At 57.3% G+C, this 14,213-nt stretch carries 13 protein-coding genes, 1 tRNA gene and 1 pseudogene; 10 read left to right on the top strand and 5 right to left on the bottom strand.

Annotation, left to right across the window (positions count from 1 at the left end; translation table 11 throughout):
* Window positions 1-181: 181 nt before the first annotated feature.
* Together ASC80_RS12725 and ASC80_RS12720 are read left to right on the top strand one after the other, a co-directional pair.
* The gene (locus ASC80_RS12725) at window positions 182-730 is read left to right on the top strand and encodes a sigma-70 family RNA polymerase sigma factor (protein WP_056298880.1); all 549 of its coding nucleotides are present in this window, start codon (window positions 182-184) and stop codon (window positions 728-730) included.
* Window positions 730-1,701 (top strand): anti-sigma factor, encoded by a 972-nt coding sequence (locus ASC80_RS12720; RefSeq protein WP_056297507.1) that lies wholly within the window; start codon window positions 730-732, stop codon window positions 1,699-1,701. The genes ASC80_RS12725 and ASC80_RS12720 overlap by 1 nt, the downstream gene beginning before the upstream one ends.
* A 167-nt stretch (window positions 1,702-1,868) precedes the next feature.
* Here the strand turns inward: ASC80_RS12720 and ASC80_RS12715 are convergent, their stop codons facing one another.
* Both ASC80_RS12715 and flhA read right to left on the bottom strand, forming a co-directional pair.
* Window positions 1,869-2,078: a hypothetical protein gene (locus tag ASC80_RS12715; protein ID WP_056297504.1), complete on the bottom strand. Its 210-nt coding sequence runs from the start codon at window positions 2,076-2,078 to the stop codon at window positions 1,869-1,871.
* A gap of 305 nt (window positions 2,079-2,383) precedes the next feature.
* Window positions 2,384-4,516, bottom strand: a complete 2,133-nt coding sequence (flhA, locus tag ASC80_RS12710; protein WP_056298878.1) for a flagellar biosynthesis protein FlhA — start codon at window positions 4,514-4,516, stop codon at window positions 2,384-2,386.
* 296 nt (window positions 4,517-4,812) lie between these two features.
* Here flhA and ASC80_RS12705 point away from each other — a divergent pair, with 296 nt between their 5' ends.
* Entirely contained in the window at window positions 4,813-6,057 is a 1,245-nt protein-coding gene (locus ASC80_RS12705; protein ID WP_156464415.1) for an MFS transporter, read from the top strand.
* A gap of 25 nt (window positions 6,058-6,082) precedes the next feature.
* Here ASC80_RS12705 and ASC80_RS12700 read toward each other — a convergent pair whose 3' ends face one another.
* Complete coding sequence (locus ASC80_RS12700; protein ID WP_056297502.1) at window positions 6,083-6,289, bottom strand: DUF1328 family protein; 207 nt, start codon at window positions 6,287-6,289, stop codon at window positions 6,083-6,085.
* Window positions 6,290-6,420: 131 nt separating this feature from the next.
* Here ASC80_RS12700 and ASC80_RS12695 point away from each other — a divergent pair.
* The 5 genes and pseudogenes from ASC80_RS12695 (at window position 6,421) to ASC80_RS12675 (ending at window position 10,007) form a co-directional block, all read left to right on the top strand.
* Window positions 6,421-6,496, top strand: a tRNA-Ile gene (locus ASC80_RS12695).
* A 54-nt stretch (window positions 6,497-6,550) separates the two neighbouring features.
* Window positions 6,551-6,715 (top strand): annotated as a pseudogene (locus ASC80_RS24780) (DUF6538 domain-containing protein); the annotation flags it as partial.
* Between the two features lie 54 nt (window positions 6,716-6,769).
* A complete protein-coding gene (locus tag ASC80_RS12690; RefSeq protein WP_056297499.1) occupies window positions 6,770-8,203 on the top strand; it encodes a site-specific integrase in 1,434 nt (477 codons plus the stop codon).
* A 128-nt stretch (window positions 8,204-8,331) separates the two neighbouring features.
* Entirely contained in the window at window positions 8,332-8,940 is a 609-nt protein-coding gene (locus ASC80_RS23750; RefSeq protein WP_156464383.1) for a hypothetical protein, read from the top strand.
* Between the two features lie 878 nt (window positions 8,941-9,818).
* Window positions 9,819-10,007, top strand: a complete 189-nt coding sequence (locus ASC80_RS12675) for a hypothetical protein (RefSeq protein WP_156464382.1) — start codon at window positions 9,819-9,821, stop codon at window positions 10,005-10,007.
* A 311-nt stretch (window positions 10,008-10,318) separates the two neighbouring features.
* Here ASC80_RS12675 and ASC80_RS12670 read toward each other — a convergent pair whose 3' ends face one another.
* Window positions 10,319-10,657, bottom strand: coding sequence for a KTSC domain-containing protein (locus ASC80_RS12670; RefSeq protein ID WP_056298874.1), 339 nt, complete (start codon window positions 10,655-10,657; stop codon window positions 10,319-10,321).
* Between the two features lie 1,164 nt (window positions 10,658-11,821).
* Here ASC80_RS12670 and ASC80_RS24565 point away from each other — a divergent pair.
* Complete coding sequence (locus ASC80_RS24565) at window positions 11,822-12,094, top strand: DUF5681 domain-containing protein (RefSeq protein ID WP_082512564.1); 273 nt, start codon at window positions 11,822-11,824, stop codon at window positions 12,092-12,094.
* Window positions 12,095-12,106: 12 nt separating this feature from the next.
* On the opposite strand, the gene ASC80_RS12660 is transcribed toward ASC80_RS24565, so the two are convergent.
* Window positions 12,107-12,655, bottom strand: a complete 549-nt coding sequence (locus ASC80_RS12660) for a cupin domain-containing protein (protein WP_056297482.1) — start codon at window positions 12,653-12,655, stop codon at window positions 12,107-12,109.
* A gap of 150 nt (window positions 12,656-12,805) precedes the next feature.
* Between ASC80_RS12660 and aptA the strand changes: the two genes are divergently transcribed.
* Window positions 12,806-14,143, top strand: a complete 1,338-nt coding sequence (gene aptA / locus ASC80_RS12655) for an omega-aminotransferase AptA (protein ID WP_056297480.1) — start codon at window positions 12,806-12,808, stop codon at window positions 14,141-14,143.
* Window positions 14,144-14,213 lie beyond the last annotated feature (70 nt).

Here is a 14,213-nt window from a genome sequence, read left to right as displayed (position 1 = left end):
CGCCTTCGCCCTGGTGAAGGTGCGGCAATTTGAAACGTCAAAGCCCGGGCTTAACGGCCCGGGCTTTGTGTTTTTGTCGGCGGCTGGACCGATTTGGTACAAGATGCGATAGAAAACAAACAGGCTCCGTTGGGAGCGAATGCGGCGAACGGTAATTTTTTATGAGTTGCAGGAACGCTTCATGTTGACGCCGGCCGAACTCGTCTGGCTGCTTGCCTCGGTTGCGAAGGGCGATGAGGCCGCATTTGAGCGCCTTTACGAGGCCACGCGAGCGAAACTCTTTGGCGTGGTGTTCCGTATCTTGCGGCGTCAGGACCTCGCGGAGGATGTGATCCAGGAGGCTTACGTCAAGATCTGGAACAACGCCGGTCAGTTTGACCCGGCGATGGCGTCTCCGATCACCTGGATGGTCTCGATCGCAAGGAACCGGGCCATCGATATCGTCCGCAAGCGCAGCGAGACGTCGATCGAGGAGGAGCCGAAGGCGATGGAGGTCGCCTCCGACATGCCGGATCCACTTGCGCGCCGGGAGATGACGGAGGAGTTGAAACGGGTTCTGGATTGTGTCGGCCGTCTCGATCAGCAGCGGCAAAAATTGGTTCTGCTCGCCTACTACAACGGCTGGAGCCGCGAGCAATTGGCAGAAAAATTCGATACGCCGCTCAATACGGTGAAAACCTGGCTGCGGCGAAGTATGATTGAGATCCGGGAATGCCTGGGATTGGCGTGATGACCTATAGCGAAGACCATATCGCTCTGGCCGCCGAATACGCGCTCGGAACGCTTGATGCCGACGAGCGCGCGCTCGTCGAAACGATGATGATCGTCGATAACGGCTTCAAGGAATTGGTCGACGCGTGGGAGCGGAAGCTGGCGCCGCTGCATCAGATGGTCGGGCCGATCGAACCGCCGGATCATGTCTGGGATAAAATCAAGCTCGCCGCCGGACTGGGTGCCTCGGTGCGGGATGCGCCGGTATCTGCCGAGGCTGCGCCGTCCGAGAGCGGTACCGTGTCGTCCGCTGACGTTGCGACGACCGCGACCGATGCGCGCGAACGCGTGGCCGATGCTGCAGGTGATACTGCGGAAACAGGTGTGGCCGATGCCGATCGCGGCCGCGAAGCTGTCGCTGTGCCGCAGCCGTCGAACGTCACGCCATTGCCGGTTCGCAAGCCTGGCATGAGTGCGTACAGCGTCGTCATGACGGCTCTTGCCGCGTCGCTCGCCGGCGTGGTGGCGCTGCAGGCTTACCGGCCGGAGTTGCTTCCCGAGCCGTTGCGCATCAAGCCGAAGGTTCAGGTTGTCGAAGTCCGCACGCCGGCACCGCCGACACCGGCGCAGCTTGTCGCCGTGCTTCAGCAGGGCGCGGCCGAGCCGGCCTTCATCCTGACGGTTGATACCGCGACCCGGAATTTCACGGTTCGCAAGGTTGGCGCCGCCGCCGAGCCCGGCAAGAGCTTCGAGTTGTGGCTCGTCTCCGACAAGCTGCCGGGGCCGCGTTCGCTCGGGGTTATCGGCGGGAGCGAGTTCACATCCCGGCCGGCGCTGTCGTCCTACGACGCCGAGACCATCAGCAACGCGACTTATGCCGTGACGCTCGAGCCGCAAGGCGGGTCGCCATCGGGAAGGCCGACGACCAATCCGATCTTTGCCGGAAAGCTAATCGAAAGCGTGCCCGCGGGGACAGCACCCGCGCGCTGATCCTTCTTGGTTGCTTCAACGTCCGGACAACAAAAAACGCCCGTTGGGGGGCGGGCGTTTTCTGTCGACAGAGTCCACTTGGGGTTGTGGGGCCGTCTAATATTCATAAGGCGACTTCGGGGGGCTGGGGAAGAACCTCATGAATTCGTGAAAGAGTAATCGCTCTGCTAGCGAATGACCTGTTGCTCCGAGCTTGTGATCACAACAGTCTTGGTGGCCTTGATGACCGGCCCGCTCGCGCGTGCGGTCTGAGTGAAACCATCGTTGGTCAGATGGGCGGAGATGCTGAAACCTGCCACGCCAATAGCGGCGACGAGCGCAACCACCACGATCTTCAGGTGGGTCATACGATCCGCGCTATAGAACGAGTGGTTCATGTCAGCCTCCCACGGCCCTTGCTCTGTGTGTCTGAACCGTTGGTGTCTTGCTCTGGTTGCCCGGTTCAAATTCACGAAACAAACGTAGTACACATCGATTTTGTTTCGTAGGGGCGTTCACAAAGCAGTGATAAGTCTTGATCGGCCGCGAGCCTGGCGTGATCGGCAATAAAAATACCAAACAATATCAAATGATTGGCTCGTGATCAGACCTGCCGCAAAAATCGGCCGGACGGGCGCTGAGGCAGAAAATGCTTGTCTGTGACGGAAAAACCCGTGCGGAAATCGCCGCAAATCACTTGCGGTCAGATGCTCCCGACCGTTTTCAGCCGGGCTCGCGGATGGATTTCCGCCTGTGACAGCACCGTGGTCTGGGCGCGGAACCGTTCCACCAGCGACTGGACGAACGGCCGGATGGCGGCGGATGTCACCAGCACCGGCGCTTCGCCTTCGCGTGCGGCCTGTTCGAACCGGTCGCGAACCGCGGTCATGAATTCCGACAATCGCGACGGCTGCATCGCGAGGCTGCGGTCTTCGCCGGTGCCGACCAGCGACTCCGCGAATGCCTGCTCCCATTTCGCCGACAGCGCGATCAGCGGCAGGTAGCCGTTGATCGACGTATTCTGCGCGCAGATCTGGCGCGCCAGCCGGGCGCGGACGTGTTCGACCAGGGTCGACGGATTGCGCGAGAATGCCAATGCATCGGCGATGCCTTCGAGGATGGTCGACAGGTCGCGGATCGAGATGCGTTCGGCGAGCAGCAATTGCAGAACGCGCTGGATGCCGGACACGGTGATCTGGCTCGGCACGATGTCCTTGACCAGCTCGCCTTGCTCCTTCGGCAGATCCTTGAGAAGTTTCTGAACCTCGCCGTAGGACAGCAGCTCCGACATGTTGCTCTTGAGGAGTTCTGTCAGGTGGGTTGAAAGCACCGTGGCGGAATCGACGACGGTGTAGCCTTTGAGTGAGGCCTCTTCCTTGAGCGAGGCTTCCACCCAGGTTGCGGGAAGTCCGAACGTCGGCTCGGTGGTGTGGGTGCCCGGCACGCTCACCTGATTGCCGGCAGGGTCCATGACCATGAACTGGTTGGCCCAGATGCGACCGGTCCCGGCGTCGACTTCCTTGATCTTGATAATGTAGGTGTTCGCCTCGAGTTGCACGTTGTCGAGGATGCGCACCGCCGGCATCACGAAACCCATCTCGATGGCGAGCGAACGGCGCAGCGCCTTGATCTGCTCGGTGAGACGGTCGGTGCCGTCCGGGCCGTTGACCAGCGGCAGCAGCGCGTAGCCCAGTTCGATCTTGAGATCGTCGATCTTCAGCGCGGATGCGATCGGTTCATCGGCCGCGGCCGCGGCGGCGGCAGCTTCAGCGGGCGCCGCCGCAATCTGGGCTTCCTCGGCCTTGGCCACGCCGTTCCGTTTCCGCGCCCTCAATGCCAGAACGCCGGCGCCGGTGCCGAGCAGCAGGAACGGCAGCATCGGAATGCCTGGCAGCATCGCCAGCACCAGCATCACGCCCGACGACATGCCGAGCGCCTGCGGATAGCCGGAGAACTGCTTCATCATCGCCTTGTCGGCCGCGCCGGTGACGCCGGCTTTCGATACCAGCAGGCCGGCCGCGGTCGAGACGATCAGCGCCGGAACCTGCGTCACCAGACCGTCGCCGACGGTAAGCAGGGTGTAGGTGCGTGCGGCGTCGCCGAAGCTCATGCTCTGCTGCGCGACGCCGATGATGATGCCGCCGATGACATTGATGAACACGACCAGCAGGCCGGCGACGGCGTCGCCGCGAACGAACTTCGAGGCACCGTCCATCGCGCCGAAAAATCCGCTTTCGTCCTCCAGCGCCTTGCGGCGTTCCTTGGCGGCCTTTTCGTCGATCAGTCCGGCGCCGAGATCGGCGTCGATCGCCATCTGCTTGCCGGGCATGGAGTCGAGGTGGAAGCGCGCCGCGACTTCCGCGATACGGCCCGAACCCTTGGTGATGACGACGAAGTTCACGATCACCAGGATCGTGAACACGATGATGCCGATGACGAAATTGCCACCCATCACGAAGTTGCCGAACGCCTCGATGACGTGGCCGGCGGCGGCGGAGCCCTCGTGGCCGTGCGACAGGATCAGGCGGGTCGAGGCCAGGTTCAGCGACAGCCGCAGCATGGTCGAGATCAGCAGCACGGTCGGGAAGGCCGAGAACTCGAGCGGAGCCTGAATAAAGAGAGCCGTCATCAGGATCAGGATCGACAGCGTAATCGAGATCGCCAGAAACAGGTCGAGGACCATCGCCGGCAACGGCAGAATGAGGACCACGAGAATGGTCAGGACGCCGAATGCGAGCGTGAGATCGCCGCGCTTGAGAATTCCCTTGATGTCGCTGAAGCTCGGAATTCCCGAAACCGGCGCCCCGCCGGCTTGTCCCGCTGTCACATCCACCATCGTCGCCGCTTCCCCGCGCGCATGCCGTTCCCGGGCGCCAAACGTTTTCGCGGCGGCCGAAGGGCCGCCGACCGAGAAGTGATTCACCGCGCTTGCGTCCACGGGATCTCCCCCGTTCTGCACGACCGACGACACTCGACTTCACCCGGCAAAATTTGCCCAGTTTATGGTTAGCAAATGGTTAATGCCGGACAGCGGGGGTCGGCTTTCCGGGCTGGAGAGGAGGATTATTCTCGCATAGCGCACATTCGGAGAATGACTTGACCGCGCAGTCCAAGCCGACGAAGTTGAGTCCCGTGACGATACCCGCCGATTCAGCACCCCATCCCTCCCATTTTCACCCCGATTCCCGCGCGGCATGGGCACGGCTGGGCACTGCCTTGATCATCGGATCGCTGGGCAGCGTCGGGATGTGGTCGGTGGTCGTTGTTATTACGGCCGTCCAGGCCGAGTTCGGCGCGACACGCGCGGCAGCCTCACTGGCATTTACCTGCGCCATGCTCGGCTTCGGCGCCGGAGGCGTCGGGATGGGCAAGGTTTCGGATCGGTTCGGCATCGTGCCGGCGATCGGGATCGGGACCGTCGCGCTTGCCGTCGGCTATATCGGAGCGGGGTATTCGACTGCGCTGTGGCAGTTCAATGCGATGCATTTTGCGGTCGGACTCGGAGCGGCGGCGACGTTCGGTCCGCTGATGGCCGAGGCATCGCACTGGTTCGAGAAATATCGCGGCCTCGCTGTGACCATCGCCGCCAGCGGAAACTACGTCGCCGGCACGTTCTGGCCGACCATTGTCGAACGGGGCACGGCCTATGCCGGCTGGCGGACGACCCATATTGTGATCGGCATCGGATGCTCGCTGCTCATGGTGGTCGTCGTCGCCATTCTGCGCTGGCAGATCGGCGATGAGAAAATCCGGTCACACGAGAATGCACCGCCGCCGCAGGTCGATTTGCGCCTGAGCACCAACTCGCTCACGGCTCTTCTTGGAATCGCATCGATCGGGTGCTGCGTGGCGATGGCGATGCCGCAGGTGCACATCGTCGCCTATTGCGGCGACCTCGGTTACGGCGTGGCGCGCGGCGCCGAAATGCTGTCGCTGATGCTGGCGTTCGGGATCATCAGCCGGATCGGATCCGGCTTTCTGGCGGATCGGATCGGCGGGCTGCGGACCCTGCTGGTCGGTTCGCTCGCGCAGGGCGTGGCGCTGTTGTTCTATGTGTTTTTCGACAGCCTGACGTCGCTCTACATTATCTCCGCGATGTTCGGCCTGTTTCAGGGCGGGATCGTTCCGAGTTACGCCATCATTGTGCGCGAATCGATGCCGGCGCGCGAGGCGGGCACCCGCGTCGGCATTGTGATCTTCGCCTCCGTGATCGGCATGTCGTTCGGCGGCTGGGTGTCGGGATTGATTTTCGACAGCACCGGATCGTACGCGGCCGCGTTCATCAACGGGCTGGCCTGGAACGCGGTGAACCTGACGATCGTCATCTCGCTGCTGCTGCGCGCGCGCCGCCGGATGGTGCTGACGCCGCAGACCTGATCGCCGCCGATGGCGCGGTGCAGGCCTAGACGCTGACAATCATCGGCATCAGCGCGGAATGGTCGATTGCCGACCCGACCAGATACGCGAAGCCGAGCAGCGCGAGGAAGCCGAGGAAAAACAGCGCGAACAGGACCATCGACAGCCGTTTGGCGAATGTCGAAATGTTGGTCAGGCCGAGGCCGCCCGCGATCAGTGAAATAATCAGTAAAATGACGGCCCAGCGAAACACGTGTCTCTCCTCAAGATGGGTTCTTGAGAACCGCCCGAGACGGAAATTGTTCCGGATCGTCCGGCATAGATTGCCCGGGGCAACGGGTCATTGTATGGGGTGAGAGCATTTCCGCCGCGCAACCGACGGCGGGGCCTGTAGCTCAATGGTTAGAGCCGACCGCTCATAACGGTCTGGTTGCAGGTTCGAGTCCTGCCGGGCCCACCATTTCTCGAAAGATCAAAGCCTTAGTTCCGGGATGCCCACTGGTGGGACATTTTGGTGAGGCATTTGATCGTGTTCATCCCCTCGTATCTAGCTTGCTCGCGGCACGGCGTGTTCTATTTTCGATGGCCGCTTCCCCTCGCGCTTCATCCTAAACTTAGGCCTTCAACGCTGAAGGTTTCGCTACGTACCCGAGAGCCAAAGGAAGCATTGCGTTTGTCGCTCATACTGAGCAACGTCGGGCAAATACTGGTGTCCTACGGAACTGATTGCGGAATGACATACGAGGAAGTCAGAAGGTTGCTCAACGCACATTTCAGTCAGCTGCTGGCCGAGCGCAAGGCGCAGATCAGAAAGGATGGCCGCCTCTGTAGTTTGGACACCTCAGTACTAGAAAACGGATTGGCTTTTGCTCAGGATTCCATACAGAACAACGGGTCGTTGCAACTAGGCGAAAATGACGAAGAGCTGACACTTCGTTTCTTGAAAATGTACGGAGTGAATCTGCAGCCGGGCACCAGCGCATATGCTACTCTCGGCACGGAATTGAAGCGAGCCTATCGTGACTATTGTTCGTCTGTGCTCGATTACGACCGATCTCTCGATACCTACCAATTTGAAAATCAGACAGATGCCGCGTTCAGCATGCAGAACGTTGCTGCTCAACAATCATATGTCTCGCTACGGGAGCTTGCCGACCGTTATACGAAAGATAGTAACCTCGGCGGTCAGTGGGTATTCAAGACTCAATATGAGAAGGCGGACCATCTATCGCTATTGAACGAACTGCTAGATGAAAATACAGACGTGACAACGATCTCTGCTGCGGATGCTCAGAAAGTCAAGGACACGCTTATTCGCTATCCGAAAAATCGTAAGAAGAGTCCAAGAACCCGTGGTCTCTCCCTGCAAGATGCTCTGAACGTTGCAGACGTACAGACTATCAATGTGCAGACGATCAACAAATACCTACAGACCTACGGCACGATGTTCGGTTGGGCCAAGCGTAACAGTTATGTTAGCAAAAACGTGTTTGAGGGACTGACTGTTCGATTAGGTAAGAAGCAGCAATCCAAAACGACACGTACTGCGTTCACCGAGGTCCAAGCGCAGATCATTTTGCAGGAGCTGGTGCGTAACTCCAAAGGGCTAGTTCGCAAGCATTATCAGAAGTGGGGGCCACTGATTGCTCTATACAGTGGCGCACGTCTAAATGAGATTGCGCAGATACATCTTACGGACATCCGTCAGCAAGATGGCGTTTGGTGTTTCGATCTGAATGATGATGGCGACACTAAAAACCTAAAAACAGATGCCTCTCGCCGTCTCGTGCCAATTCATTCGCGTTTGATCGAGTATGGTCTACTAGATCAAGTGCAGGCGTTGCGTGAGAGTGGGGCGCAGAAATTATTCCAAGACTTTCAGTATTGTCCGAAAAATGGATGGGGCCGGAGCCTTGGACGATGGTTCAATGATCAGTTCCTCGTCAAACTTGGACTTAAGGACAAAGGCGTTTCGTTTCATGTATTCCGGCATACGGTGGTATCGCGACTGCTGCAAACTGGAGTTGAGCTCACATTGGTGCAGACACTCGTCGGACATGAGCGTCAGGGCGTAACGCACCAGCATTACTTTAGTTCGGGATTTAAGATCGCTCAGCTTCGTGATGCATTGGAGAAACTCGATTACAGCCGCTCCGCTACCGACTGAGCATGGCGTGAGCGGGCAGGGAAGGGCGTAGAGACGTTTCCTTGTTGCCAGCATCATCCCCTCTTCGAAAGCTCGCGGGCCTTTGCGCGCCTGTGACGCGATTTCATATTTTAATTTGGAGGCTGTCGATGGAAACGCTCATTTTTCTGTTGCTGCTTGGTGTGGTTGCCTATGTCATCTTTAAACGCACTGGTCGTTCACATACAGAGAGTCCGACCATACGGAATGATATTCGCGTTGAACCTGATTGGGTACAGCCATTCATTCTATTCTATGTTGGATCAGAAATGCAGTTCGCAGAGCATGGTACTTTACCGGACACAGTACGGGCTTTAGCAACCGGACGCACAAATGAAGCAAGCCAATCAATCTTGGCGTCGCTGCAGAACTATCTAACGTTTGCGTATGGACGAGACAGGCGGCCTGACGACTGGCCTGTAGCGGCGCGGGCAGGACAAGATTTTCTACAAGCCGAATTGCGGACTCTCAACTCAGGTGTAGCAATTAAGCGATTTGTTCGTAGGAGTTGCGAGCCAGGTACATCAGAAGCGTCGATGGAAACTCAGTTCGCGGAGCTTGTCACTGCAATCAAAGCTGATGGTGACTTTGGGCTTCGCATACGGAACATGATGCTGAAGGATAGTGTGGAGGAATTGTTTGTCGGCAAAGTCGGTACGACACTAGCTTCCTATAGGGAAAAGTACACGGCGTTTCTTACAGATCGATATGATCGATAACTCAAACAGGAACAGTCGCAACTATGCTCGACTGCATTACAGTTACTGCAGTCTTCCTTCTTCAGGTCAGTTTAGTGCACGAGCTTGTCATAAGGCCGTAAGCTAGACCGTAAGCTAACTATAATGGTTGTACAGATAGCTATATATAAACTGGTAGTAAGCTATGCGCAGATAGTAGCTACATCAGCTCTCTAATCATTACCTAGAGAAACATGAGTTGGTATTGTATCCCCCTGATAACTTGACAGACCGATACACCAAATTTGGTGGACTGTCTTCAGTTATCAGAACGATACAACACCATTCAAATCGCGACATTACCTGTCGAAACATTGAGCGGTATTTGCAGTGCCCCCTAGAGAAGTTTCTATCTCCTAATAGGGAGGGACAGGCCCGGACCTCGGTTCTAACTGTTCTGCTGAGCTGACCCTGAGAGGCGAGTTTTTGGGTTGCCGCTCATGACGTAGCGCAGTTCGTGTGTTCGTTTAATTTGAATAGCTCGGCCCGGAGTGGGCGTCAGGCGAAACGCTTTCCACGGGCTTCTAGCTAGCTTTTACGATTGCTATTATTCCGGCGGCTTAGCCTGCTCCGCATTTTGAACGTGACCCTTATTCCGTAGTCGCTCCTGTTCTTCAGCTAAGTCCATCATCATCGCGTCGATTGTGTCAGTCACTATTAGCGGATCGCTCAGCACATCGTAGCTCGGGTCTAGTGCTTTCTGTTGGGCAATATGTAGCTTCTGATCGAACCGTGGCTCTGCCAAGCCTGCTAGTGAATCATTGTCGCACTGTTCGAGCTTGGCTGTCTCCGTACTCAAGATCCAAACGATCGAGCAGCCGGTAGCTGCCCTCGGACTCGTCCTGTCGATCTCAGAGGTTATGTCGTACACCGTGTTCAACATCGTCGCCGCAGGCCCAGACGATAAGAAGGCGGAGAGAACGCTCTTTCACTACTTCAGTCGCGAATGGTGGCAAAACCTGAGCTTTTTTACCTTCATGGCAATGTACGGCGCATCGGCGTGGTTCTTCTTCTCCGGCGTCTACAAAATTGTCAAACTTGTCGGTTAGCTGGCGAGGTGTCGCTCTAGGCTGCAAGCGGTACATTTCGCACTTCACAACTGAGCATCCTGCTTTGAGCAAGCCCTCCACTTGTAGTCGCGGCCTAAGTTGAATAGGCGGCTTTGGATGGCGCCCTTATGACTGTACCTTATATCCGGCCGCCAAGCGCCCAGATAAACAATCCAGCGGATTTGAGGCGCTGGGGCTCTGAATTTGCACGCCAATGGTTCTGAATCGCGCGACATTGGCGGCGGCAACAAATGGATGTTCCGGTTCAAGGCAGGTGTCGGGGCAAAAAAGAGCCCCTATGACTTCTGTCCCTAGTACGTCGGCTTGCGGTGCGTGCGGCAATCATACGGGCCGTCAGGCCCGGAGCCCTTGATGTTCGCGTTGTAGTATTTGCCCATCGAGGGCGCGTTGAGGAATGCCTGATAGGTTCCAGCGGGCATTTCGCAGTACGGGTAATAGGTCGAGCGAAGCTGCACCACCATGAACTGTTGTGCCTTGTCGTAGCAAGTGCGGTTGATAAAGCTGCTGCGGGTTATGTCCGTGCAGACAAAGGGCTTAAGGTCGAGCGTGCCGTAATACTTGACGTTGATGGTCTCCGCCGAAGCAGCGTTCGATAAAAGCACAATGGCGATCGTGAATATCCTCAGCATGTCGGTCCCCCAGTTGCTCCGCGCATAGGCTATCAGCTTGACGGCTTCACACAATTGGCATCAGCATTTTGCGATGCAAGAAATCCAACCATTCAAGCGGGGCGGTCGATATATCGGCGCCAAGCGCTCCGACCTCGTTGTATTGGTAGTCAAATAGGCTCTTGCCCGTGCGTAACCCTGCAAACAAAAGCCATAAGAAAAGGCCTCCAGAGGATTACAAGGCCTCAGAGGATTACATGGATTTCGATAAACCCATGGGTGAGTCGCGTAGTAGCCTTGTTTGAGAAAGAAAGAACGACGAGAGAAGCATCGGCAGACGGAGGAGGCCGCCGCGAAGGCACGAGCGCGAAAGGTGCGCGTGTACGAGTCGTTGCGGAACACCACGCCGCAACCCCAGCAGATGATCGATGCTGCGCTTATCAATAAACGAAGGATGCTTCGGACATCAGCCACCCTGACCGATGGACATGGCGAATGCCACACTAGCATTGGAGGGGTTGGCTTTTAATTTGGTCGATTTCCTCCCAGACGCGTGATCGCCTGCAACTTGATTCATTGCCTGTCTTTGATTTTTTGATGAGATGAGGATTTGATCGTGCCTTCGAAAGCATGTTCTCCGTTTTAAGGCGGTCACTATCCTCGTTCCGCTTGGCTATTTGGGCTCTCATGTCCGTCATCCCTACCGTGAGGGGCGAAATTCGATTGAGCAGCGAGGCGGCGTCCTGTAGACGACCCGTCTCATACAGGATCTGTTCAATCTCCATCGAGATGGTGATCGCTTCGTCCAGGCTTCCGGCATTTGCGCAGGCTTCGGCGGCCCTCGCAATGCGCGCCGCCTCCTGCGTACGTGATTGCGGCGGAAAAGACGGGCCGGAAGGCGCGAACGATCGAACTTGATCCCAGGTATGTCGATGGCGCGATCCGTCGCTGGGAACAGTATACCGGAAGGACTGCCGTACTGGCCCCGCTCGATGAGCCATTTGACGAGGTATGCGAGGCACGATTGCAGGAGTCTGCCGTCTGAGCAAACAGAACCATGTGCGGCTTCCACGACAGCATGCGCAAGGTCTCTGCGATCATGCTTTATACGGCGATTTATCATGAGTGAGACAGCATTTCAGACGTGTCATCCCTGAGCCGAGCCGCCGCAGGGATTTGACACATATGGCATCGTCTCCAGATTTTCAGCCCAATCCTCTGGCTGAAAATGACTGCCTCTCGTCATCGGCCGGGAGCGCCGTCGGATACAAGAAGCCGCCCAGACATACGCAATTCAAAAAGGGACAATCCGGGAATCCGAAAGGACGGCCAAAGAGACCCATCGGAACCAGCATCAAGTCATTTCTGGATGGTTCGGAAACAGGAAAGAACGGAGAAGTCGTTTCCCGTCGCGAGGCTATGGCAATTGCGCTTGTGAACAGTGAAAAAGTGCCTTGAATGCAGGAAAGATCAGAACGTTGGAGGCGTGCACGCGCTGATGATTTCACATGGTGCGCGTCCGACGCAGCGAAATCGATGTGGCCGATGACTCTCGAAATAGTAAGCGTCGCCTGGGCCCAGGATATGTCGCTCATCACCGACCGTGACTTCAAGCCGGCCAGAGAGCACGATTCCTCCTTCTTCGCCTTTATGTGTCAGTAAGATCTGACCGGTGTCGGCTCCAGGTTGGTATGTTTCGAACAGGATCTGCAAAGACCGCCCGAAAAGATTGTCACCGACCTGGCGAAAGGAAATTGCACCTCTGCCAATCTCGGTGAGTTCTTTTGCTTGATAAAAAACCTTCTTAGAGATGGTGGGCTCGATCGCAAAAAATTCCGCGAGCCCGATGGGAATGCCGTCCAGGATGCGCTTCAGAGCTCCAACGGAAGGATTTGTGTGATTGGACTCGATCAGCGAAATCGTCGAGTTGGTCACACCCGCGCGTTTTGCTAAAGCGCGTTGCGAGAGCTTATGACGGATTCTGACATAGCGTAGTCGGTTTCCGAGATCGATTTCCAAACCGAGCCCTCCTGCGGCGATGTTTCATTGTTCAATATACGACAAAACAGAAAATCACACTCAGTAATATCAATGGTTTGTGTGAAGAAAGAAAAGGACTTGTTCGGTCTGTGATTTCCATGCGACGGGCGGCTCTCAATGGAGAGTCCCATGAACATCCGGCACCAAACCAACCACCCCGATCTCGCAAGCTACTGGATGCCCTTTACGGCCAATCGGCAGTTTAAGGCTGGCCCCCGGTTGCTGATCTCTGCCAAGGGCATGCATTACACCGGCAATGATGGGCGCCAGGTGTTGGACGGCACTGCGGGGTTATGGTGCGTCAACGCGGGTCATGGTCGCACCGAGATCGCACAGGCCGTCGAGCGGCAACTGTCCACGCTGGATTACGCGCCAAGTTTCCAACTTGGGCATCCGATCGCATTCGACTTCGCGACACGGTTGGCCCGCGTGGCGCCGGGCAGCGCCGAGGGCAAGCTCGATCGAATCTTCTTTACCGGGTCAGGATCGGAATCGGTCGACACCGCCTTGAAGATCGCGATTGCCTATCAGCGCGCCATTGGCCAAGGTACGCGAACCCGCTTGATTGGAAGAGAGCGCGGCTACCATGGCGTCGGCTTCGGCGGCCTGTCGGTGGGTGGTATCCTCAGCAATCGGCGGGTTTTCCCGCAGCTTCCGGCCGTCGATCACCTGCGGCATACGCATGATCTCGACAAGAACCGCTTCACTAAGGGGTTGCCCAGGCACGGTGCGGAATTGGCGGACGATCTCGAGCGGCTGGTGGCGCTCCATGGTGCTGAAACGATTGCCGCTGTGATAGTCGAACCCGTTGCGGGCTCGACGGGAGTACTGCTTCCGCCGGAGGGCTATCTGCAGAGGCTTCGGGATATCTGCACGCGCCATGGAATACTTTTGATTTTCGACGAGGTGATCACCGGCTTCGGGCGTTTGGGCGCGCCGTTTGCCGCCGATTACTTTGGAGTTCTGCCCGATCTCATGACGACAGCCAAAGGCCTTACCAACGGCTCTATCCCGATGGGAGCTGTTTTTGCGAGCCGCAAGGTCCATGACGGTCTGATGCAGGGAGATTCCCGTCAGATCGAGCTCTTTCATGGCTATACTTATTCGGGACATCCCGTGGCGTGCGCGGCCGGCCTAGCCACTCTCGATATCTTTGAGGAGGAGCAGCTCGTGACGCGCGCGTCGAAGATCGCGTCGCACTGGCAGGACGCGATCCACAGCCTGCGCGAACTCCCGCATGTCGAGGATATCCGGACGATCGGCCTTGTCGCGGGTATCGAGCTCGCGTCCAGGGCGGACAACCCCGGCAGTCGTGCCTATGATCTGTTTGTCGACTGTTTCGAGAAGGGCTTGTTGATTCGTATTACGGGCGACATCGTTGCGCTGTCGCCGCCTTTGATTATTGAGCCGAGCCAGATCGACGAGATCGTCTCACTGCTGGGTGATGCGCTGCGAAGGCTTCACTAGTCATAGGCCGTGTGTTGAGGCCATGCGCGGCTTCGCGGCGCTTAAGCGGGCTTCGAACTTGTCCCTGGTG

This window comes from Afipia sp. Root123D2, assembly GCF_001425835.1.
In the GTDB taxonomy this organism is placed as follows: domain Bacteria; phylum Pseudomonadota; class Alphaproteobacteria; order Rhizobiales; family Xanthobacteraceae; genus Afipia.
Note: the sequence above shows the minus strand (reverse complement) of the source record. Positions and strands in the feature narration are given on the sequence as shown.